Source organism: Pseudomonas sp. TMP9, assembly GCF_037943105.1.
Lineage (GTDB): Bacteria > Pseudomonadota > Gammaproteobacteria > Pseudomonadales > Pseudomonadaceae > Aquipseudomonas.
This window is the reverse complement of record NZ_CP149803.1, coordinates 1,480,591-1,500,707: the sequence shown is the minus strand read 5'-3', so window position 1 is coordinate 1,500,707 and position 20,117 is coordinate 1,480,591. Positions and strand designations below refer to the sequence as shown.

The 20,117-nt window shown below is 56.5% G+C and carries 23 protein-coding genes and 2 tRNA genes; 6 read left to right on the top strand and 19 right to left on the bottom strand.

Annotated features, from left to right (window positions below):
- Positions 1 to 12 precede the first annotated feature (12 nt).
- Complete coding sequence (locus WF513_RS07185; RefSeq protein WP_339082791.1) at positions 13 to 153, bottom strand: hypothetical protein; 141 nt, start codon at positions 151 to 153, stop codon at positions 13 to 15.
- 51 nt (positions 154 to 204) lie between these two features.
- Positions 205 to 435 carry a CsbD family protein gene (locus WF513_RS07180; protein WP_339082789.1) on the bottom strand — a complete coding sequence of 77 codons (231 nt, stop codon included), beginning with the start codon at positions 433 to 435 and terminating at the stop codon, positions 205 to 207.
- Positions 436 to 742: 307 nt separating this feature from the next.
- Between WF513_RS07180 and WF513_RS07175 the strand changes: the two genes are divergently transcribed.
- Positions 743 to 1,294 carry a hypothetical protein gene (locus WF513_RS07175; RefSeq protein WP_339082787.1) on the top strand — a complete coding sequence of 184 codons (552 nt, stop codon included), beginning with the start codon at positions 743 to 745 and terminating at the stop codon, positions 1,292 to 1,294.
- A 65-nt stretch (positions 1,295 to 1,359) separates the two neighbouring features.
- On the opposite strand, the gene WF513_RS07170 is transcribed toward WF513_RS07175, so the two are convergent.
- Positions 1,360 to 1,932, bottom strand: a complete 573-nt coding sequence (locus tag WF513_RS07170) for a hypothetical protein (RefSeq protein WP_339082785.1) — start codon at positions 1,930 to 1,932, stop codon at positions 1,360 to 1,362.
- Between the two features lie 128 nt (positions 1,933 to 2,060).
- Here WF513_RS07170 and WF513_RS07165 point away from each other — a divergent pair, with 128 nt between their 5' ends.
- Together WF513_RS07165 and WF513_RS07160 are read left to right on the top strand one after the other, a co-directional pair.
- On the top strand, positions 2,061 to 2,597 hold the full coding sequence (locus WF513_RS07165; protein WP_339083465.1) for a DUF3087 domain-containing protein: 537 nt from the start codon (positions 2,061 to 2,063) through the stop codon (positions 2,595 to 2,597).
- A gap of 127 nt (positions 2,598 to 2,724) precedes the next feature.
- Positions 2,725 to 4,572 (top strand): diguanylate cyclase, encoded by a 1,848-nt coding sequence (locus WF513_RS07160; RefSeq protein ID WP_339082783.1) that lies wholly within the window; start codon positions 2,725 to 2,727, stop codon positions 4,570 to 4,572.
- A 196-nt stretch (positions 4,573 to 4,768) separates the two neighbouring features.
- Here WF513_RS07160 and WF513_RS07155 read toward each other — a convergent pair.
- From WF513_RS07155 to dapA, 4 genes are all read right to left on the bottom strand, one after another.
- Positions 4,769 to 4,858: transfer RNA gene (locus WF513_RS07155), tRNA-Ser, on the bottom strand.
- Positions 4,859 to 5,050: 192 nt separating this feature from the next.
- Entirely contained in the window at positions 5,051 to 5,920 is an 870-nt protein-coding gene (locus WF513_RS07150; RefSeq protein ID WP_339082782.1) for a phosphoribosylaminoimidazolesuccinocarboxamide synthase, read from the bottom strand.
- An 87-nt stretch (positions 5,921 to 6,007) separates the two neighbouring features.
- The gene (gene bamC / locus WF513_RS07145; protein WP_339082780.1) at positions 6,008 to 7,126 is read right to left on the bottom strand and encodes an outer membrane protein assembly factor BamC; all 1,119 of its coding nucleotides are present in this window, start codon (positions 7,124 to 7,126) and stop codon (positions 6,008 to 6,010) included.
- A gap of 17 nt (positions 7,127 to 7,143) precedes the next feature.
- A complete protein-coding gene (gene dapA / locus WF513_RS07140; protein ID WP_339082778.1) occupies positions 7,144 to 8,022 on the bottom strand; it encodes a 4-hydroxy-tetrahydrodipicolinate synthase in 879 nt (292 codons plus the stop codon).
- Between the two features lie 225 nt (positions 8,023 to 8,247).
- Between dapA and WF513_RS07135 the strand changes: the two genes are divergently transcribed.
- Both WF513_RS07135 and WF513_RS07130 read left to right on the top strand, forming a co-directional pair.
- Positions 8,248 to 8,805 carry a glycine cleavage system protein R gene (locus tag WF513_RS07135; protein WP_339082776.1) on the top strand — a complete coding sequence of 186 codons (558 nt, stop codon included), beginning with the start codon at positions 8,248 to 8,250 and terminating at the stop codon, positions 8,803 to 8,805.
- A 13-nt stretch (positions 8,806 to 8,818) separates the two neighbouring features.
- Complete coding sequence (locus WF513_RS07130) at positions 8,819 to 9,292, top strand: peroxiredoxin (protein WP_339082774.1); 474 nt, start codon at positions 8,819 to 8,821, stop codon at positions 9,290 to 9,292.
- A 66-nt stretch (positions 9,293 to 9,358) separates the two neighbouring features.
- Here the strand turns inward: WF513_RS07130 and WF513_RS07125 are convergent, their stop codons facing one another.
- Both WF513_RS07125 and WF513_RS07120 read right to left on the bottom strand, forming a co-directional pair.
- The gene (locus tag WF513_RS07125; protein ID WP_339082772.1) at positions 9,359 to 10,423 is read right to left on the bottom strand and encodes an AI-2E family transporter; all 1,065 of its coding nucleotides are present in this window, start codon (positions 10,421 to 10,423) and stop codon (positions 9,359 to 9,361) included.
- A gap of 64 nt (positions 10,424 to 10,487) precedes the next feature.
- Positions 10,488 to 10,739, bottom strand: coding sequence for a sulfurtransferase TusA family protein (locus WF513_RS07120; protein ID WP_339082770.1), 252 nt, complete (start codon positions 10,737 to 10,739; stop codon positions 10,488 to 10,490).
- 106 nt (positions 10,740 to 10,845) lie between these two features.
- Here WF513_RS07120 and WF513_RS07115 point away from each other — a divergent pair, with 106 nt between their 5' ends.
- Positions 10,846 to 12,279, top strand: coding sequence for a M48 family metalloprotease (locus tag WF513_RS07115; protein WP_339082768.1), 1,434 nt, complete (start codon positions 10,846 to 10,848; stop codon positions 12,277 to 12,279).
- A 58-nt stretch (positions 12,280 to 12,337) separates the two neighbouring features.
- Here the strand turns inward: WF513_RS07115 and nadA are convergent, their stop codons facing one another.
- The 10 genes from nadA to tolQ all read right to left on the bottom strand — a co-directional run bounded on the left by nadA (position 12,338) and on the right by tolQ (position 20,115).
- On the bottom strand, positions 12,338 to 13,396 hold the full coding sequence (nadA, locus tag WF513_RS07110) for a quinolinate synthase NadA (protein WP_339082766.1): 1,059 nt from the start codon (positions 13,394 to 13,396) through the stop codon (positions 12,338 to 12,340).
- Between the two features lie 179 nt (positions 13,397 to 13,575).
- Positions 13,576 to 13,651 (bottom strand) — tRNA-Lys (locus WF513_RS07105).
- 58 nt (positions 13,652 to 13,709) lie between these two features.
- Positions 13,710 to 14,384, bottom strand: a complete 675-nt coding sequence (queC, locus tag WF513_RS07100) for a 7-cyano-7-deazaguanine synthase QueC (protein ID WP_339082765.1) — start codon at positions 14,382 to 14,384, stop codon at positions 13,710 to 13,712.
- Position 14,385: 1 nt separating this feature from the next.
- A complete protein-coding gene (queE, locus tag WF513_RS07095) occupies positions 14,386 to 15,033 on the bottom strand; it encodes a 7-carboxy-7-deazaguanine synthase QueE (RefSeq protein WP_339082763.1) in 648 nt (215 codons plus the stop codon).
- A gap of 263 nt (positions 15,034 to 15,296) precedes the next feature.
- Positions 15,297 to 16,118 (bottom strand): tol-pal system protein YbgF, encoded by an 822-nt coding sequence (ybgF, locus tag WF513_RS07090; RefSeq protein WP_339082761.1) that lies wholly within the window; start codon positions 16,116 to 16,118, stop codon positions 15,297 to 15,299.
- Between the two features lie 6 nt (positions 16,119 to 16,124).
- Entirely contained in the window at positions 16,125 to 16,622 is a 498-nt protein-coding gene (gene pal, locus WF513_RS07085) for a peptidoglycan-associated lipoprotein Pal (protein ID WP_339082759.1), read from the bottom strand.
- Positions 16,623 to 16,688: 66 nt separating this feature from the next.
- Positions 16,689 to 17,987 (bottom strand): Tol-Pal system beta propeller repeat protein TolB, encoded by a 1,299-nt coding sequence (gene tolB, locus WF513_RS07080; RefSeq protein WP_339082757.1) that lies wholly within the window; start codon positions 17,985 to 17,987, stop codon positions 16,689 to 16,691.
- On the bottom strand, positions 17,984 to 18,934 hold the full coding sequence (gene tolA / locus WF513_RS07075; RefSeq protein WP_339082755.1) for a cell envelope integrity protein TolA: 951 nt from the start codon (positions 18,932 to 18,934) through the stop codon (positions 17,984 to 17,986). The genes tolB and tolA overlap by 4 nt, the downstream gene beginning before the upstream one ends.
- Positions 18,934 to 19,386, bottom strand: a complete 453-nt coding sequence (gene tolR / locus WF513_RS07070; RefSeq protein WP_339082753.1) for a protein TolR — start codon at positions 19,384 to 19,386, stop codon at positions 18,934 to 18,936. Before tolR ends, tolA begins: the two co-directional genes overlap by 1 nt.
- A gap of 33 nt (positions 19,387 to 19,419) precedes the next feature.
- Positions 19,420 to 20,115, bottom strand: coding sequence for a protein TolQ (gene tolQ / locus WF513_RS07065; RefSeq protein ID WP_339082751.1), 696 nt, complete (start codon positions 20,113 to 20,115; stop codon positions 19,420 to 19,422).
- Between the last annotated feature and the right edge of the window lie 2 nt (positions 20,116 to 20,117).

Below are 20,117 nucleotides of genomic sequence, written 5' to 3'. Positions count from 1 at the left end.
CAGCGAGCATTTTTAGCGGCCGGAGCAACGGCTCACGACGCAGCTGGGCGCAGCGTTCTGCGCCATGTTTAGAGCAATCAGCAGGCTGCCCACGGCCAGCCCGGCATAAGCGAGGGCGAAGGCCAATAAAAGTGGGCGGAAGTCCATGTTCATCAGGTTTCTCCAATCAGCCGACAAGCGCCTTGGTTGCAAACAGCACCGCGCTTAAACGGGGCCACTGTCACGCTGGCTTTTGCGGGCAAAAAAACCTTGGACCTGAGCATCAGCATCGCTGCGGGAGAAGCCATAACGCGCCTGCAGCAAGCCTGCTAAACGCTGCATATGGCCGGCATGGTGCAGTTCAGGGTTGTGTAACGCGCGCGCCCATGCCATTCGCATGGCGCCTAGGTGCTGACGCCATTGGCCTTTCAGATGCTGCAATGCGGGCAGATTCATGGCCGTCCTGGCGCAGCACAACGAGTGACACCTTCATGACAACCCACACACACCATCAACTGATCAGGTCGCATAGCTGCACACATGTTGAACTCCCTTATCAGCGCTGCTCTTAGGCTAAGGACGCAGCTTGCAGAGCCAACAATCGCAGTAACAGCAGAGCCTGTCGGTACGCTGGCGCGCATAGCGTAAACATTGCGAAAAGAGTTTCGCGGCGGGTGCGTACGGCGGCGCACAGACGGGTTTGCCAGAGCCCCCTAAGCTGGTGCTCGGCCGTCAGTGACGGATCACGACAAGGAGCTGCACCATGGACCTTTACCGTCACCACGTATCAGGCTTCTTCAGCCAGCGCAGCAGCGCCGAACAGGCGCTAGCTCAGCTGATACAGCGCGGCTTACACAGCGAGCAACTGCAGATAGTTACTAGCAGCGTCGACGCAGCTACGGCGTCTGTAACACCGGCACGCCGCAACAAAGCCCTGAAAAACACGTTGTTCGACACCACCATTGGTGCCGGCATTGGCATCGGCATGGGTGCGTTGCTTGCAGTGGCATTGATCGTCAGTGAGGCCAGCCTATTCCATGCCAGCCCGCTGCTCACATCCTTCGCGCTGATGGGTGCGGGAGCTCTTATCGGTGGTTTTTTAGGCCGCGTCATTGGTGCATCAGCGTTCGCCGGCCAGCCTTATGGGCGGTCCAACATGCCGGCCAATAGCGCTACTTACAGCGATGTGGTGCTGGTGGCGCAAACTCACAACGCACAGCAAACTCACATGGCTCGCGAGGTCATTAAGGCCACAGCAGGCTTGGTTAAGGACATCAACATGACGCCGGCCAGCGCGCCACAGACCCAGCGCTAAAGCCGAGCGCAGGCCAGGAGACAGCGCAGCAGCTGAGAGCTGGGCAACGATGCCAGGCGCACGCCTCACCTCAGGTGAAAACGCGCCAACTCGCTCGCGGTCAACACGCGCATACGACGCGGCTCGGTGCTGTTAATCGCCTCAAGCAGCGCCAGCGGCACCTGCATTTCCTTAAAGTAGGCCACCTGACTGGCGCGGCTTGCACTGGCCTTAGAGGCGGAATGTACGGAATCACTGCCAGGGTAATAAGGCCGGTGTATAGCAACATGACCGCGCACTGTTTTAGCGTGGCCGGCTGCCAGTAGGTATACGCAACTGCCTTGGCACACTGCACCACTTGGCACCCACGTATCGAAGCCCGTTTCGCGCAGCAGCCGACCCATGCGAATGGCCTCACTGACGCTGCCGCCAATACTGTCGAGCATGACCACCTTGCGGTTAAATTTACCCGGGTTGGCCTTGATGCCCTTGAGCAAGGCCTCATAATCGCCCGGCACGATGTCCTCGGAGACTTTCGCCACCAGGATTGGCCCAAGGGTCTTATCCGGCCCGGCCTGCACCTCAACTTTGGCTAAGGCATTATTGGCGCAGAGCAGCACCGCGCAGCTAATTACAGCCTGAAACACTCTCCGGCGCATAAATCTGATAATCCCTAACGCAACATTATTTATCGGTGGGCAAGATACCCTGCAGCGACGCTTACGCCTACGCGCAACAACTTCAATTAAATCGCCCATTTCACCGCAGAGAGTGCCCCGTGGCCACGATGTTCGAAATCCAGCAGCAAAACCCTGAACGCTACCGCCAGCAAACCCGGCGCAGCACGCTGATCATCGCCTTGGGGTTTGTTGCCCTGGCGATGCTGTTGTCCACCGCGGCGGTCATGCTATTTGGCCAACCGGGAGGGGATAATTTTCACTGGAACATGAGCGGCGTGGTGCTCGCCTTAGTGCTGACGGTGGCCGTGGTGCGCCGTGTGATGTGGACTAAACCATGGATGGCTGCTGCTGTTTATGGCTGGCGACTAAAGCGCAGCCTCATGCGCATCACCAACGTGATGCACCATGTCAAAGCGGGCGTAGCGGTACATGATCCAGACGCGATGCACCTGCTGCGCTTCTACCACCTCGGCCTGACCCAAATGCACCAACTGGACGCCAACTCCAGCGCACTCAGCGAAGCCGTTGCGGAAATCGACCGGCATAGAGAACGCATGCAGAGCGTGGGGATGGATATTGATCAGCCAGCACTCGATTCCAACTGGATTGCAGCGGTGAAAAAAATCAGCGCGGTGCGCAGCTAAACGTTATGGCGGTTTACTGATCGGCGATTGAGCGATGGCCATAATGGCCCCGTGGACTAACCTGCGGTCAGGATCACGGCTTGGCTTGCGCCAATCATTCACTCCAAACACCCGCGGAACGCTCACCATGCACAGCCCTCGCACCCCTCGGCACCCAATCAGATGGCTATTGTTCTGCATGGCCTGGCTGGCCTCGTGCGCCTGGGCGACGGAGGCCTTGGATGCCACGGTAATGCCGGCGGGGGCGCTGTCGCTCAGCGAATTTGTCGCGCTGCTGGAAGACCCTGAGCGAAACCTGACGCTGGCAGATGTTCAAACCGCGGCACAGGCCGCGCGCTTTAAGACTGACTTACCGGCCAGCAGCTCCCTGAACCTCGGCTTTACCCGCTCCGCTTACTGGTTGCGCTTAACGTTACGCAATCACAGCAACACACCGCTTGAACGCATGTTGACGGTTGATAACCCGCGCATCGCGTTTATCCAAGCACACCTGCCCGATGCCAGTGGCCAGTACCGGTCAATCGTTACCGGCAGCGACGTACCCAACTCACGCCTCTACCCCAACCGTAATTTTGTTTTCCCCCTGACCTTAGCGCCCGCCAGCGAGCAGGTGGTGTACCTACGCATCGCGTCCAATATCGGTTTGCTGGTTCCACTGCAGCTGTGGTCACCGGCGGCCTTCCATGCCCATGAGCGCAATGACTACCTGGTGCAGGCTTGGTACTTCGGCATTGTCAGCGCCATGATCCTGTTCAACCTGATGCTGTTCTTCGCCCTGCGTGACCGCATTTACCTGCTGTATGTGGTTTTTGTAACCTGCCTGGCCTTCACCTTGGCAATCAAGAACGGCTTAGTGGGCGAACTATGGCCGGGCGGCACATTGCTTGATATGAACGCGGCCTATTACTCAGGCGCATCACTGACCCTCAGCGCGCTGCTGCTCTTTATGCGCCGCATGCTGCGCACTGATCAGCTGATGCCGCGAACAGACCGGTTGTTACTGGGCATGATCATCTTCTTCGCCCTCACGCCGCTGGCGTTTGCCTTAGCCCTGCCAACCCTGGTTCGCGCAGGTATCGTGCTGTACATGGCCAGCGTTGTAGTGATTCTGATCGTGGTGGTGGCGTGCGCCCTTAAACGTCAGCGCAATGCCTATTTCTTCTTGGCCGCTTTCGCCGTTCTCATACTGGGAGCCGCGACCACCTTGCTTAGGGCGGTGGGTGTCTTGCCAACCAACGCCTTCACGGTGGACGCTATTCAACTGGGCTCAGCCGTGGAAATGCTCTTACTGGCCTTCGCGCTGGCTGACCGCTTTAATGTGATGCGCCGTGATAAAGCCCAAGTGCAGACTGATTTACTGCGCGCCCAACAACAATTGCTAGACACCCTGCAAAACTCTGAGCGCCAACTGGAGCAGCGGGTTGCAGAACGTACTGATGAGTTGCAGTTACTCAACAGCAAGCTCGAAGCCTTGAGCCTAACTGACGGCTTAACCGGCATCGCTAATCGCCGTGATTTTGACAGCATCCTGCAGCAGGAATGGCAGCGCGCCCAACGCTTAAGCCAGCCTTTAGCGCTGGGCATACTCGATGTGGATTGGTTTAAACGCTACAACGACCTCTATGGCCACCCGGCGGGTGATGTGTGCCTGCGACAGATCGCGCAAACGCTAGCTTCCACGGTGTGCCGCGCCAGCGACTTTGTGGCCCGCTATGGCGGTGAAGAATTTGTCTTTATTGCACCCATGACCGAAGCCAGCAACGCCATGGACATTGCCCACAAATTAGTCCAAACAATTGCTGATCTAGCCATGCCGCACAACGACTCGCCCCTCGGTTGCGTCACGGTGAGCATTGGTGTGGCGGTCATGGTTCCCAGCACCGAGCACAACGCCGAGGTCATCGTGCAGCGCGCGGATGCCGCGCTCTATCAAGCCAAAACCCAAGGCCGCAACCGCACGGTATTGGCAGAATAATAACAGGCGAGCAAAACGCTGGTCGGGGCATTGCGTCGACTGTTTATAACGGCTGAAGCACGAAGCTGATGGCACTTGAGTGGGACAAGGGCATTAGTACGCGCTGGTTTGCCGGCAAACCTAGCCACGCAGCCTGTATTTTTAACAGACAAGAAAAAGCCCCGTAATTCATTGAATTACGGGGCTTTTCTATATGTGGCGGGAAGACAGGGATTCGAACCCTGGGTACTATCGCTAGTACAACGGATTTCGAATCCGTCCCGTTCGGCCACTCCGGCACCTTCCCGTGCGGCGCGCATAATAGCAGCAGAAGTGGATTTGGCGAACCCCCGTTTTTAAATTTCTCATATGCATTCAGGTGCTTGCGATTGAAGGCCAAGCGCGAACGCAACGCTTGCATGGCGCTTGGCTGAATCGCAAACAGTAAAAAGGGGCATCGAAATGCCCCTCTGTTCATTTACGAGCCAAGCAAAGCGGGTTAAACCGTCAGACGCGTCAGCGCCTCGCGGTATTTATCCGCTGTTTTCTGCGCCACATCAGCCGGTACTGCAGGTGCTGGTGGTTCTTTATTCCAACCGGTGGACTCCAACCAATCACGCACAAATTGTTTGTCGAAGCTCGGCGGATTGGTGCCTTCCACATAGCTGTCAGCCGGCCAGAAGCGACTGGAGTCGGGGGTCAGGGCTTCGTCCATGAGGGTCAGGGTACCGTCCTCATCAAGGCCGAATTCAAACTTGGTGTCGGCGATGATGATGCCGCGCGTGGACGCGTATTCAACCGCAGCGCTGTACAGGGCAATAGAGGTGTCACGCACGTTGGCGGCTAATTCGGCGCCGATGATCGCTTCGCACTGGGCGAAAGAAATGTTCTCGTCGTGATCGCCAACGGCGGCCTTGGTCGAGGGGGTGAAGATCGGCTGCAGCAGTTTGGCCGCTTCCTTAAGCCCCGCTGGCAGTTGAATGCCGCATACGGTGCCGCTCTTCTGGTATTCCTTCCAGCCAGAACCGACGATATAACCGCGCACAATGGCTTCTACCGCAACCGGCTTAAGGCGCTTAGCGACCACTGCGCGACCTTCTACCAGCGGCAGTTCCGCCGCCGAGACGATGTCTTCGACCTTGTCGCCGGTGAAATGGTTAGGCACCACATGGGCCAGCTTGTCGAACCAAAAATTAGAGATGGCGGTGAGGATTTTGCCTTTTTCCGGAATCGGTTCATTGAGGATCACATCGAATGCCGAGAGGCGGTCGGTGGCCACCATCAGCATGCGTTTGTCGTCAATCTCGTAAAGATCCCGGACTTTGCCCGAATAGATTTTCTTCAGGCTCAGGGTGGTAGCTGTGCTCATGTCGGAATTTCCGCCTTTGGTAAACAAAACAGGCGAAACCCGCCGGGTTTCGCCTATTGGTCGTGCCAATGCAGCTGTTAACTGCTGTTAGCCAAGGTTTTCCTGGATCAAGTCCAGCACCTTGCGTGCGACATCAGCCGGAGCAATGGTATTGAGGTCTTTTTCCACGGTGACTTGCACACTATCGCCAACAGCGGTCAGGCGAACCTGATAGCGCTCAGCGCGGGCGTCAATTTCTTCTTTGCTCGCCCCGCCGCCAAACACCTTGCCGAAGAAGCCTGGCTCATCATCCGGCTTTTGCGCCCGCTCAGCTAAGTTGATGAAGTACACACCCAGACTGCGATTGATGTCGTCGATGCGCACATCGGCCATTTCCAAGGAGCGACCCACACCCGACCATGCCCGGTCGAAATCAGCACCCAGGCTCAGCACTGGGTTACCGTTGCCGTCCTCGGACAGGCTGACGCGGTTAGGCGCATCGTAGTCGCGAGCGGCCAGCAAAGAGACGGAACCACCCTGCTCGGCACTTCGGGCAAGGCTGACCAGCATTTCATCCAGCAGGGCTGCATCCAGGCTTGGGTTGCTGCTACGAGTGGTGAAAGCCACATCGGCCGTGCTACCGGCTGGGCGCTCGGCGCTGACCACGAAAATTTCGCTGGTATTGCGCTGAACGCCTGGCTCGATGCGCACACGTACGCGCGTTTCGGCGTCGGTGGTAAGGCCAGCAGTGTCGCTGTTCAGGCGACGCACCATGGTCTCAGACAAGCCATCAAAACGTTGCCATGCGGTGCTGAATTCACCGGTTTGCGGACGTTCTTCAGCAATCTGGAAGCCGTTATCAGCAAAAAACTGACGCGCCACCGGCCACACTTCGGCAGGCACGCGCTGCGCCACAACCCAGCGCGACTCGCCACTTTTTTGCAGGCTGAACTCGCTCACATCAGCGCCTGTGCTTAATGACTGTGGGCGCGGCACGGTGAATTCGCCGCTATCAGTGGTGGTGGCAACTTGTTGCGGCACCGGCAGCAGGGGGTCAATACGCTTAGCGTCAACATTTGCCGGGATTTGCATGGCGGCCGTCTGACGGGCTTCGAGGTAGTCGCTGCCGCGGTCACGGAAGTAGCCGTTTTCGCCATAGATCCAGCCACAACCGCTGGTACCAGCGATGATCAGGGCTAATGCAGAGAGTCCGGTGAGTCGCTTCATGCGTCGTAATTCCTCAATTAAACCAATACGCCGGACTGGCGCAGGGCCTGACGCAGCGGTTCATGACAACGTGGGCTGAGCCAAGTCAGTGGCAGACGGATACCGTCCGGCATCAAACCCATTTCATGCAACGCCCATTTCACCGGGATCGGGTTGGATTCAATAAACAGTGCCTTGTGCAACGGCATCAAACGATCGTTGATGGCACGCGCAATAGCGGTTTCACCCCGCATGGCTGCAGCGCACAAATCACTCATGGCGCGCGGGGCAACGTTGGCGGTTACCGAGATATTGCCCTTACCGCCCATCAGCATCAACTCGACGGCGGTGGCGTCATCACCGGAATAAACCAAGAAGTCTTTGCTTACACGGTCGAGCACTTCCTGACCGCGCTGCAGGTCGCCAGTGGCTTCTTTGATGCCAATGATGTTGTCGATTTTGGCCAGACGCTCAACCGTCTCCGGCAACATGTCGCAGACCGTACGACCGGGCACGTTGTAAAGAATCTGCGGAATGGCCACCGATTCAGCAATGTGGCGAAAATGCAGGTACAAACCTTCCTGAGTCGGCTTGTTGTAATAAGGCGTAACCAGCAGGCAGGCGTCAGCGCCAACATCTTTGGCGGCGCGGGTCAGCTCGACTGATTCCCGAGTGGAATTGCCACCGGTTCCCGCGATAACTGGGATGCGCCCAGCCACCTGAGCGACGATTCGGCGGATCACTTCAACGTGCTCACCGACATCAAGCGTGGCGGACTCACCCGTGGTGCCGACCGCGACGATGGCGTTGGTGCCCTCTTGCAGGTGGAAATCCACCAGTTTGCTCAAGCTGTCCCAATCAAGATCACCTTGTGCATCCATGGGCGTAACCAGTGCAACCATACTGCCCGCAATCATGCAACCGCTCCTGCCGGAAAAAGAGAGCGTAATGGTACTGGTGCCACCTGCCTTGCACAAGGGAAGTACCGAGCCCAAGCACAGACAATCTTTATTGGCGTAACGCCGCACATTCCTCACCGCTGAGCCCTACCGGCATTCCCCTAAGCGGTGCTTTTCGCTACCCTTCGGGCTTTGATCAGTACGGTGCAGGCGAGCTGATCGTTCAACGTTTAGGAAGGCTGCATGTCCACCCCCTCAGTTCGCGAACAATTTTTGCTTATCAGCGCCCTTGGCCCCAACGCCATGGAGCTGACCAACGTGTTGTGCCGTACCAGTCACGAGAACCGTTGCGCCGTCGTCAGCACTCGCCTCAGCCGGCACGGCGAATACAGCGCTTTAGTGCTGCAAATATCGGGCAGCTGGGATGCGTTGGCGCGCCTGGAGTCGAGCTTGCCCGCGCTGGCTAAAAAGCACAGCTTCACGGTTAACGTGATTCGCAGCGCCGCCTCGGAAAGCCGCCCGCAGGCTTTACCCTATGTGGCGTATGTCAGCTCGGCCTACCGGCCGGACATCCTAAATGAGTTGTGCCAGTTTTTTATCGACCACCAGGTCGAGCTGGAGAACCTCACGTGCGACACCTACCAAGCCCCGCAAACGGGCGGCACCATGCTCAATGCCACACTGACTGTGACCCTGCCTGCCGGCACACAGATCAGCTGGTTGCGCGACCAGTTTCTCGACTTTGCCGATGCGTTGAATTTGGATGCATTGATTGAACCTTGGCGTCCACAGAACCCATAAGGAGCAGCGTTTTATGGCCGTAGCACTCGACACTCCAGTTGCAGATTTTCAAGCAGAGGCCACCAGCGGCCAGACCATCAAGCTGTCTGAGCTAAACGGCCAGCAGGTGGTGATCTACTTCTACCCCAAGGACAGCACCCCCGGTTGCACCACGGAGGGGCAAGGCTTTCGCGATCAGTACCCGGCGTTTCAAGCCGCCAACACCCGAGTGTTTGGGGTATCCAGGGACGGCATGAAGTCTCACGAGAACTTCAAGGGCAAGCAGCAGTTCCCCTTCGAACTGATCTCTGACAAAGATGAAGCCGTCTGCCAACTGTTCGATGTGATCAAATTGAAGAAGCTCTACGGTAAGGAATACTTAGGCGTGGACCGCAGCACCTTTCTCATCGACCAAGAGGGTGTGCTGCGCCAAGAATGGCGGGGCGTCAAAGTGCCAGGTCATGTTGATGCCGTGCTGGCCGCCGCCCAAGCCTTGAATAAAGCCTAAGCCCCGGTCCAGACAAGAAAAAGCCGGTCAAGTGACCGGCTTTTTTTGTGCCCGGGCCATTACGTTTTATGGCTGCGATATTGGCTCGCTGCGAGGCCAAGCATCGATCACGGCCTTGCACAGGGTCGCCAGCGGAATAGCGAAGAATACTCCCCAGAAACCCCAAATACCGCCAAACAACAATACCGCGCAGATAATAGCCACTGGGTGTAGGTTGACCGCCTCGGAGAACAACAAAGGGACCAAGACATTGCCGTCTAGCGCCTGGATAATTGCGTAAACCATCATCAGGTAGATGAACTGGTCACCAAAGCCCCACTGGAAAAGTCCGATCAATGCCACCGGCACCGTCACCACTACCGCACCGATATATGGCACGACCACTGACAGGCCGACAAACAAGGCCAGCAACGCCGCATAGTTAAGACCCAGGTAGGCAAAGGCAATGTAGGTGACCACGCCACAAATTATGATCTCAATAACCTTGCCACGGATGTAGTTGGCAATCTGCTTGTTCATCTCCTGCGCCACCTGGGTGATCAGCACTCGCTCAGACGGCAGATAGCCGCGAAACCATGCGCCAATCAGCTCACGATCCTTGAGAAAAAAGAACACCAGAATCGGCACTAAGACCAAATAGATCATGATACTGACCAGCATCGGCAGGCTGGAAAGAGAAAACGACAGCGCCCACTGACCGAACTTACCAACCTCGCCTCTTGCAGCCTCAATCAGCTGCAGAACCTGCGCATCAGTGATAAGCGTCGGGTATTGCTCCGGCAACAATAGAAATAATGACTGCCACTCACCCAACATGCGCGGCAGCTCATTAAAAAGGGTACTCAGCTGTTGCCACAGTATCGGCATCAGTACCAACACAAACAGCGCGAGCATGCTCATGAACAAGGTGAATACCAACCACACCGCTACAACTTGGGGTAAACGTAAGCGCTCAAACGCATTGACCAATCCCTGCATCAGAAACGCCAACACCAGTCCGGTCAACACCGGAGCAAGCATGCCGCCTAGGGTCAGGATGACGGCAAAGCCAACGATCAGCAGCAACGCCAGCACTACCGCCTGTTCATCAGAAAAATAGCGATAAACCCAATCCTGAAACACCTTGACCATTATTGCTCCTCGCCAGCGATACAGCATTTATATGGCACGTTTAACAGTACCCAAAGTAAGCAATCTAGGCTTTGCGTAGCCAATAGCGGTAAATACCGCCTTCGACTTCTTCGCGCAAAAAATCGTGCCCGGCCAAACTGGCGAAGACACGAAAATCGCGCTGCGAGCCGGCGTCGGTGGCTTCAACCTTAAGCACGGCACCACTGGCCATGCGATTGAGCTCCAGCTTGGCCTTGAGTAACGGCAACGGACAGTTGAGGCCGCACGCATCTAAGTGCACATCGAAGTCTTCGGCAGGCCATTGCATATCGATCATTTGTCCGCTTTTAAGAGGGCCGCAAGGATAACCAAGACCGCACAACTCTGGCCAGCACCGCTGCCAGGCAGCTACAGTAGCCCTTTGTTCGACACGAGCTTTTTGCATGAGCCTTTTGCGCCCTACCCTGTTGACGCTCGCTTGCCTGCTGGCAGCCCCTGGAATGGCCAGCGACTTGCCTTCCCTGGGTGATGCCAGTTCCGCCATCGTTTCACCTCAGCAAGAGCACCAGCTGGGGCGCGCTTGGCTGAGTTTAGTGCGCGGCCAAGTCAGCCAGCTTGATGACCCGCAACTCAAAGACTTTATCGAGACCAGTGTTTATCGGCTGAGCGAAACCAGCCAACTGCAAGACCGCCGATTGGAGTTCGTACTGCTCAACAGCCCGCAGATAAACGCCTTTGCCGCTCCAGGCGGGATCGTAGGGGTCAATGGCGGCCTGTTCTTATATGCCCAGACCGAAGCCGAATACGCCTCAGTGATGGCTCACGAACTGGCGCACTTGTCGCAGCGTCATTTCGCCCGCGGCCTCGAAGCACAGCAGCGCATGCAAATTCCGGTAATGGCCGGCTTGCTGGCGGGTATCGTTGCCGCCGCCGCTGGCGCTGGAGACTTGGGCATTGCAGCAATCGCGTCGACTCAAGCGGCAGCCATGCAGGAGCAACGACGCTTCTCCCGTCAAAACGAGCAGGAAGCTGACCGTATTGGCTTGGTCAACTTGGAAAAAGCTGGCTTCGACCCTCGCGCCATGCCGAGTATGTTTTCACGTCTAATGCGCCAATATCGCTATGACCGCAAACCACCAGAATTCTTGCTGACTCACCCTGTTTCAGAATCGCGCATTGCCGACACGCGTAACCGTGCCGAGCAATACCCGGTTTCAGGCATCACCGACAGCGTGCGCTATCAACTGATGCGCGCGCGCGTGCAGCTGATCTACGAAGAAACACCTGGGGTGGCGGCCAAACGTTTTCGCAATATGCTCGACGAAAATCCGAAGATGGAAGCCGCTCGCTACGGCCTTGCCATTGCACAACTGAAAAGCGGGCAACACAAACAGGCCCGCGAAACTCTGCAGCCGCTGCTGCAGAGCGCCCCAAACGATGTGAGCTACAACCTGGCGCACGTTGAACTGGACATGGCGGCCAATCGTTTAAGCGATGCGCAAAGCCGGATTACCCGACTGCTGAGCCTTTACCCGAACAACTACCCGGTTAACCAGGCCCATATCGATTTACTGATGAAGCAGGTACGCACCCAAGAAGCGGAGCGCGCCCTCGACGAAATGCTGAAACGTCGCGGTAAGGACCCAGACGTCTGGTATCAAGTGGCAGAAGTGCGCGGCCTAAGTGGCAACACCATCGGCCTGCACCAGGCCCGCGGCGAGTATTTTGCGTTGGTCGGCGATTACAATCAGGCCTTGGAACAGCTCGACTTCGCTAAGCGGCGCGCCACTAATAACTTCCAGCTGGCGTCACGCATTGATGCCAGGCAGCGAGAGCTGATCGAAGAACAACGCATCATCGAGCAGATGCTGCGCTAAGGCAGTCAGCTGTGCAGACAAAAGCCAGGTCAATACCTGGCTTTTTTGTATGCTGAGCTTAAGCGTTACCACTTAATTTAAGCCGCGCCGCCTGAGTAAAATCAAGCATGCGCTTGAGCGGCCTAATGGCTTTAGGGATAAGCGCCGGGTCGACAAAAATCTCGTTACTGCCCTCACGCAAGCACGCCAAGGTGCGCTCCAACGTATTCATCGCCATCCATGGGCAATGGGCACAGCTGCGACAGGCCGCGCCGTTACCGGCGGTAGGCGCGGCAATAAACTCTTTATCCGGGCACAGCTGCTGCATTTTGTAAAAAATGCCGGCATCAGTCGCCACGATAAACGTCTTATTAGGCAAGTTTTGCGCGGCAGCAATTAGCTGGCTGGTGGAGCCCACCGCATCAGCCAACTCAATCACGGCCATCGGCGACTCCGGGTGCACCAGCACGGCCGCAGCCGGATACAGCGCCTTCATGGCTTCTAACTGCTTAGACTTGAACTCCTCATGGACGATGCAGGCGCCGTCCCACAGCAGCATGTCGGCACCGGTTTTATTCTGGATATAACGACCCAAATGCTGATCCGGCGCCCAGAGAATGCTCTCGCCGTTATCCATCAAGTGCTCAACGATTTCCACTGCGCAGCTGGATGTCACCACCCAATCAGCCCGTGCCTTCACAGCTGCCGACGTATTGGCATACACCACCACGGTGCGCTGCGGGTGTTGATCGCAAAACGCCGCAAACTCGTCCACCGGGCAACCCAAATCGAGCGAGCACGTCGCCTCCAAGGTTGGCATCAGCACGCGCTTTTCAGGGTTGAGAATCTTCGCTGTTTCGCCCATGAATTTAACGCCTGCCACAAGGACTGTCTGCGCGCTGTGGGCATTACCAAAACGGGCCATTTCTAGCGAGTCGGAAACACAGCCGCCGGTCTCCTCGGCCAAGGCCTGCAGCACCGGGTCGCAGTAGTAGTGCGCAACCAGTACGGCATTCTGTTTTTTCAATTCAGCGGCGATTTCAGCCCGATAAAACGCTTCTTGCTCAGGCGTTAACGGCTTAGGTTGCTTAGCATCGAGGTGGGCTTGCACCAGCAGGCGTTCGGAAATCTGCGTCATCTCATCAGGCCCTGTGAAGGTCTATTAGCGCGGTGCTCAAGTATACCCGTCAGCATGCAGTCAGAGCAGGCAGGTAATCACCACGCAGAAGTGGTCGAGATAAAAATACGGGTATAAAAAAACCCGAAAATTCTAATTCACAGAATTTTCGGGTTTCTCGACCTTCCGAAGAAGGAAAATGGTGGGTCGTGTGGGATTCGAACCTACGACCAATTGGTTAAAAGCCAACTGCTCTACCAACTGAGCTAACGACCCAAAGCGAGGCGTATAATACTGATTTAGCTCAGAATTTCAACACATCATAGTAAATATATTAAAAATAACGAGTCGGGTCATCGATTCCCGCTGCAGCAAAACCTGCCGCACGCAGACGGCAGCTATCGCATTTACCGCAAGCGCGGCCCTGTTCATCCGCCAGATAGCAGGAAACTGTCAGCGCATAATCAACCCCTAGCTGAACGCCCGCCTGAGCAATCTGCGCTTTGCTCATATTCTGCAGCGGGGCCAAGATACGAAAGCCCGACCCATCAACCCCAGCCTTAGTGGCCAGATTAGCCATGCGCTCAAAAGCCTGGATAAACTCGGGTCGGCAATCCGGGTAACCGGAATAATCCACCGCGTTTACGCCAATAAAAATGTCCCGTGCGCCCAGCACTTCAGCCCACCCCAATGCCAGCGAGAGAAATACGCTATTGCGCGCCGGCACATAGGTCACCGGAATGCCTTCCGTCGGACTTTGCGGCACATCAATGCGGGTATCGGTCAGTGCGGACCCCCCTATGCCATTGAGATTCAGGCCAATAACCTTGTGTTCGACCGCGCCTAGCTGCAATGCAATGCGTTCGGCGGCCTGCAGCTCTGAGCGGTGGCGCTGACCGTAATCGAAGCTCATGGTGTAACAGCTGTAGCCGTCGGCTTTGGCTAACGCCACCACAGTGGCCGAGTCCAAGCCGCCAGACAGCAGGATTACTGCTCTTTTATCACTCATCTCAATGTCCCGGTTCATCATTCCAGAGGATCTTGTGCAGCTGCATCTGCAAGCGCACAGGCAGGTTGTCAGCAATGATCCACTCAGCCAACGAACGCGCACTGAGCTCATGGTGGCTGGGCGACATCAGCACCTCGCCAACACGCGCATCCAAACCGAACTGAATAAGCTTGCTCACCGCCCAGTCATAATCTTCACGAGAGCAGATAACGAACTTGACCTGATCATTGGGCGTCAGCAGCGCGATATTCTCGTAGCGGTTGCGCGCAACTTCCGCCGAACCCGGAGTTTTCAGGTCAAGCACCTTGCTCACGCGCGGGTCGACTGCCGACACATCCAGCGCCCCGCTGGTTTCCAGCGACACTTGATAGCCGGCATCACACAGGCGTTTGAGCAAAGCGATGCAATTGGCTTGTGCCAACGGCTCGCCGCCCGTCACGCAGATATAGCGCGGCGTGTAGCCGGCAACTTGCTCGACAATGGCATCCAGCGTCATGAGCTCGCCGCCACTGAAGGCATAAGCGGTGTCGCAATATTGGCAACGCAGAGGACAGCCGGTCAGGCGAACGAACACAGTCGGCAAGCCAGCGGTGCGGGTCTCGCCCTGCAGCGAGTAGAATATTTCGGTAATGCGCAGAGTTTTTTTCATATCAGCCACGGGCGTGACAGCTAAACAGGCCGTCCGCCTCCGTTGCGGGAAAAGGGCGCGGATTGTAAACGAAAAAAATCCTGGGTAAATTTTTAACGTTGCGTAGCGACCGCCCGAAAGGTGGCTGCCAAGGATGGCAGGCCATAAAAATCCCGCTAGACATTCTAAGCGTCGCGAGGTGACGGCTAGATCGGTACTCGCAAACTACGATGAGGCATAAAAAAACCGCGCAGGGCGCGGTTTTTTTAGTTAAAGATCAGCCCCTAGGGCAAACGCTGTAAATCTCGCTGCGCCAATTGCGCCGCCGAACTGCCCGGATACTGCGCGATTACTTGCTGCAGGATTCCCTTGGCCTTGTCGCTATTACCCAGGCGCTGCTCAACATCAGCCAGCTTAAATAGAGAGTCGGGCACCTTAGCGTGGTTCGGGTAGGTTTGGCTGACGCGCGCAAACGCCTGGCCGGCACCCTGCAAATCACCATTCGCGAGGTTCACCTCGCCCAGCCAATACTGCGCGTTGCCTGCGTACTGACTATTCGGGTATTTGCGCAGGAACGCTGCAAACGCCTGACTGGCCTTATCGAAGTCTTTAGCCTTGATCAAATCAAAAGCTGCTTCGTAGAACAGTTTTTCCTTGGCTGGGTCAGCCGGCTCATTACCGGCCGACGCTTGAGCCTGCCCCACTGCTGGCGGGGTTGGCGTACCGTTGGCGTTAATCGCGCCAGCGGGTGAAGAATTTTGGCTAGCTGCAGCACCTGCTGCGCCACCACTCAAACGCTTATCAAGGTCCTGATAACGTTCAAGGCTTTCTTGCTTCAGACGCTGAATCTCGTTCTGTTGCTCTTCCAGCGTACCGCGCAGTTGCGCGATTTCGCTTTGCATCTGCTGTAACTGGTTGAACAGCATGCCCTGCGCCGAGACAGGAGCCGCAGCCCCTGCCTCCGCGTAGGTGCCGGACGTACCGTAACCAGCAGGCGGATAACTGCTGCCGTAACCGGCATTGTTATCCACCACGGGAACCTCAGCCAATGCCGCAAGCGGCAGGCTGAGCACCAAAACGGTTAAAGCACGGCGGCACGTTCGCATATCGAATTACTTACGCAGTTCGACGCGACGGTTTTGAGCCCACGAGGACTCCTCGTTACCGGTAGCGATAGCGCGTTCTTCACCGTAGGAAACCAGTTCCAGCTGAGCTGGGGAAACGCCCTGCAGTACCAGGTAACGCTGCACAGCCTTGGCGCGACGCTCGCCCAGTGCCATGTTGTATTCACGAGTACCGCGCTCGTCAGCGTGGCCTTCCAGAACTACGCGAGCGCCATTGCCTTGCAGGTCTTTGGCGTGCACGTCCAGAGCGCGCATGGCCTCTGGCTTCAGGTCGGAGCTGTCGTATTCGAAGTAGAAGGTGGTGATAGCGCGCAGAGCAGCTTCTTCGCTCAGGCTGCCATCAACAGCGCCAGTGTTAGCGCCGTAACCAGCGTTAGGATCGATAGCGCCTTCGCCAGCAGCGTCGCCGCCTTTGGAGGAACAACCTACAGCCACGGCGAGAGCCAAGCTCAGTGCAGCAAACTTACCAAATTTCAGCATTTCCATCATATAGCTCCTAATGAACCCCAGTGTGTTAAGCAGTATTTCAAACAACAACGGTAAAGCGCCGCATCAGTTCAGGTAAGGGGACCAAGAAGGCTCTCGAACTTCGCCTTGAGCGGTAGGAAGAGGGAGCCTCACACGTCCATTAGTGGACGCCAGTACCAAGACTCCCCGCCCCTGCTGGCGGGTGGCGTAGATTACCATGGTGCCATTGGGCGCAACAGTAGGCGACTCATCCAGACTGGTGTCTGAAAGTATCCGCAAATTGCCGCGCTGCAGGTCTTGTGCAGCCACCTTGAACACGGTGTAACCATCCTGGCGATGAATCATAACCAGGGTTTTTTCATCCGCAGACAACTTCGGGTTGGCGTTGTAGTTACCGATAAAGGTCACACGCTCGGCCGAACCGCCGTTGATGTTGGTTTTGTAGATTTGTGGTTTACCCGAACGATCCGAGGTGAAGTACAGGGTCTGACCGTCCTTACCCCAAAACGGCTCGGTATCAATCGAGGCCTGGTTAGTCACGCGGCGAATCTGACGGCTGCCCATGTCCATCACGTATATCTCTGGGTTGCCGTCTTTAGACAGGACAAATGCCAGACGATTGCCATCCGGTGACCACGCTGGCGCACCATTCAGGCCTTCAAAGTTGGTGATCTGCTCGCGCCGACCGGTATCGATGTGCTGCACAAAGATTCGTGGACGCTTCTGTTCGAACGACACATAGGCAATGCGCCGACCGTCGGGTGCAAACGAGGGAGAAAGAATCGGCTCGCGTGACTGCAACAACGTCACCGCACGCGCGCCGTCATAGTCGGAGCGCTGCAGGGTATAGCGGGTGTTATTGACCGAAAAACGCTCGGCCGTGACGTACAACATGCGAGTGGAGAATGCACCCTTAACACCTGTTAACTTCTCGTACGACTGATCGGCGATGTGGTGAGCCATGTCACGCAGCTGGTCAACACCACCGCCCACGCTACCGGTCATCACTTGTTGCTGGGTCGTCACGTTGAACAGCGCGAACTGGATCTGCAGACGACCCGCATTCGGCACAATGCTACCGGCCAGCACGTACTGCGCACCCAGCGCTTGCCAATCGCGGTAGATCACTTCACTGGCCTGAGTCGGCAAGCTGATCATATTCTGCCGCGGGATCGGCTCAAAAACACCCGAGTTACGCAGGTCATTGCCAATAATCTCGGCCATGTCCTCAGGCAGAACACTGCCGCCTTGCCAACCAAACGGCACCACAGCAATCGGCGTGGCACGATCGGTGCCACTGCTGATCACCAGCGGATCAGCGGCCTGAACGGTACCGACCAGTAGGGTCAGGCCGAGCAGAACTATTCGCATCAGGGTATTCACAGGCCTAAATCCTCCGGTTTGAAGACAGCGCGTCGCTGCCGGTAAAGGCGATCAAAAGTAGCGCGGTCCAGTTGTTGCATTTCAGCGATACGACCAACGTTGCGTACTGCTTGCACAGCCGAGTTATCAAACGGCGAATCACCACTTGAACGCGTTACGCTGGCATTAGTAATGGTGCCATCGGGCAGCATCTCAATCAGTACCTCGACACTCATGCCGTTGCGCGCAGAGGGCGGACGCCGCCACTGCTGACTGACCAACATCACAATCAAATCATCCAAGCTGCCTGCAACCTCATCACCGACGGTGTCAGCCAGAGCCTGTTGTCGCCCAACATCATCGGACAACAACTCAGCTAAGGCTGCAGCTTTTTTGTCTTCTACCGCTTTACGATTAGCCGCCTCTGTTGCTTTTTTCTTCGTGTCGTCCGCTTTTTTCTTCTTCGCAGCTTCAGCAGCGGCTTTCTTTTTCGCCTCTTCCGCTGCTTTTTTCTTGGCGTCTTCTGCCGCCTTTTTCTTCGCGGCGTCGTCAGCGGCCTTCTTCTTGGCTACATCGGCGAGTTTTTTCTGCTCGGCGGCTTTCTTGTCGGCATCAGCTTTTTTTGCGATGTCGGCTTTCTGAGCCTCTTGGGCTTTCTTTTGTTCCGCAGCCTTGGCGGCTACTTTCTCTTGCTCGGCTTTCTTTTGTTCAAGCTGCTCGGTTTCATACACCGGCGCTGTAGTTTTCTTGGTTTCACCGGCAATTTTCTGGTTGGTCTGAATGGTCGCCTGGCTCTGCGACTGCAGCTTGTACAACGTCGCCTGCACCACCGGCTTAGCCGGCGGCAGGTCCGGGGCAAAAGCAAAGCTGACGAACAGCATGGCGAACATGATGACGTGCAGCGCCACGGCCCAAACCACAGGCCAAAACAGACTTTCCGAAGGCGAGCGCTCGCGCTGATAATGCATCAGGGGGCCTCGGTAATCAGCCCGACGTTAGCCACGTCAGCTTGCTGCAAGCCGCCCATCGCCGCCATCACCGTGCCGTAGTCAACAGACTTATCGCCACGCACGAACACTTGCACCTGCTTACCTGTGGCACGGCTCTGGCTGATGATGGCCGTGACTGCACGGGTCATTTCTTCCAGCGTCAGCGCTTGGTCCTGCACGGTATCGACATCGACTTCGGTGCCCATGTTCCAGTAATAGGTTTTGTCGGCCTTGATCGAGATGGTCAATACCTGGGAATTATTGTCCTGCGGCAAGACTTCACTGCTGACTTTTGGCAGATCGACCTTAACCCCTTGGTTGAGCATGGGCGCAGTCACCATAAAGATCACCAGCAGCACCAACATCACATCGATGTAAGGCACCACGTTCATCTCGGAGACCGGCTTGCGTCTGTTACGAATTCTGGCCATGACTTAAAACCTTTTTTGAAGAGCGCCTAAGGCTTAGTCGTCGCTGGTGTGGACTTTTCGGTGCAAAATTGCCTGGAATTCGTCAGCAAAGGTGTAGTAACGGCCGATCAGCATTTCGCCTCGCGCGGAGAAACGGTTGTACGCAATTACCGCAGGAATGGCGGCAAACAAACCGATTGCGGTGGCAATCAACGCCTCAGCAATACCTGGCGCCACAGTCGCCAGGGTGGCTTGCTGGACTTGGGCCAAACCGCGGAAGGAGTTCATGATGCCCCACACTGTGCCGAACAGGCCGATATAAGGGCTGGTGGAACCAACAGTGGCAAGAAAAGGCAGGCTCTGATCGAGCTTCTCTTCTTCACGGGAGATGGCCACGCGCATGGCGCGTGCCACGGCATCCATCACCGCGTCTGGGTCTACGCCAGGCTGCTGACGCAGACGTGAGAAATCCTTGAAGCCTGCGCGGAATATTTGTTCCAAGCCAGAATCTGGATCAGGGTTACTGCCCACCTGACGGTAAAGTTTGGACAAGTCGATACCCGACCAGAAGCGCTCCTCGAAACTATCCAAAGCACGCTTGGCCGCACGCAACAGTGCCGTGCGTTGGAAAATGATCACCCACGAAAAAACCGAGGCGGCCACCAGTGTCAGCATTACCAATTGCACCACCAAACTGGCGGCGCTGATCAAACTCCAAATCGACATGTGGTCAACGGCGTTGGCTTCCACGC

What these genes read in the sequence shown, in the direction of transcription:
- WF513_RS07185 (WP_339082791.1), bottom strand. Translation starts at nt 153, where the DNA reads ATGAACATGGACTTCCGCCCACTTTTATTGGCCTTCGCCCTCGCTTAT.
- WF513_RS07180 (WP_339082789.1), bottom strand. Translation starts at nt 435, where the DNA reads ATGAATCTGCCCGCATTGCAGCATCTGAAAGGCCAATGGCGTCAGCAC.
- WF513_RS07175 (WP_339082787.1), top strand. Translation starts at nt 743, where the DNA reads ATGGACCTTTACCGTCACCACGTATCAGGCTTCTTCAGCCAGCGCAGC.
- WF513_RS07170 (WP_339082785.1), bottom strand. Translation starts at nt 1,932, where the DNA reads ATGCGCCGGAGAGTGTTTCAGGCTGTAATTAGCTGCGCGGTGCTGCTC.
- WF513_RS07165 (WP_339083465.1), top strand. Translation starts at nt 2,061, where the DNA reads ATGTTCGAAATCCAGCAGCAAAACCCTGAACGCTACCGCCAGCAAACC.
- WF513_RS07160 (WP_339082783.1), top strand. Translation starts at nt 2,725, where the DNA reads ATGCACAGCCCTCGCACCCCTCGGCACCCAATCAGATGGCTATTGTTC.
- WF513_RS07150 (WP_339082782.1), bottom strand. Translation starts at nt 5,920, where the DNA reads ATGAGCACAGCTACCACCCTGAGCCTGAAGAAAATCTATTCGGGCAAA.
- bamC (WP_339082780.1), bottom strand. Translation starts at nt 7,126, where the DNA reads ATGAAGCGACTCACCGGACTCTCTGCATTAGCCCTGATCATCGCTGGT.
- dapA (WP_339082778.1), bottom strand. Translation starts at nt 8,022, where the DNA reads ATGATTGCGGGCAGTATGGTTGCACTGGTTACGCCCATGGATGCACAA.
- WF513_RS07135 (WP_339082776.1), top strand. Translation starts at nt 8,248, where the DNA reads ATGTCCACCCCCTCAGTTCGCGAACAATTTTTGCTTATCAGCGCCCTT.
- WF513_RS07130 (WP_339082774.1), top strand. Translation starts at nt 8,819, where the DNA reads ATGGCCGTAGCACTCGACACTCCAGTTGCAGATTTTCAAGCAGAGGCC.
- WF513_RS07125 (WP_339082772.1), bottom strand. Translation starts at nt 10,423, where the DNA reads ATGGTCAAGGTGTTTCAGGATTGGGTTTATCGCTATTTTTCTGATGAA.
- WF513_RS07120 (WP_339082770.1), bottom strand. Translation starts at nt 10,739, where the DNA reads ATGATCGATATGCAATGGCCTGCCGAAGACTTCGATGTGCACTTAGAT.
- WF513_RS07115 (WP_339082768.1), top strand. Translation starts at nt 10,846, where the DNA reads ATGAGCCTTTTGCGCCCTACCCTGTTGACGCTCGCTTGCCTGCTGGCA.
- nadA (WP_339082766.1), bottom strand. Translation starts at nt 13,396, where the DNA reads ATGACGCAGATTTCCGAACGCCTGCTGGTGCAAGCCCACCTCGATGCT.
- queC (WP_339082765.1), bottom strand. Translation starts at nt 14,384, where the DNA reads ATGAGTGATAAAAGAGCAGTAATCCTGCTGTCTGGCGGCTTGGACTCG.
- queE (WP_339082763.1), bottom strand. Translation starts at nt 15,033, where the DNA reads ATGAAAAAAACTCTGCGCATTACCGAAATATTCTACTCGCTGCAGGGC.
- ybgF (WP_339082761.1), bottom strand. Translation starts at nt 16,118, where the DNA reads ATGCGAACGTGCCGCCGTGCTTTAACCGTTTTGGTGCTCAGCCTGCCG.
- pal (WP_339082759.1), bottom strand. Translation starts at nt 16,622, where the DNA reads ATGGAAATGCTGAAATTTGGTAAGTTTGCTGCACTGAGCTTGGCTCTC.
- tolA (WP_339082755.1), bottom strand. Translation starts at nt 18,934, where the DNA reads ATGCATTATCAGCGCGAGCGCTCGCCTTCGGAAAGTCTGTTTTGGCCT.
- tolR (WP_339082753.1), bottom strand. Translation starts at nt 19,386, where the DNA reads ATGGCCAGAATTCGTAACAGACGCAAGCCGGTCTCCGAGATGAACGTG.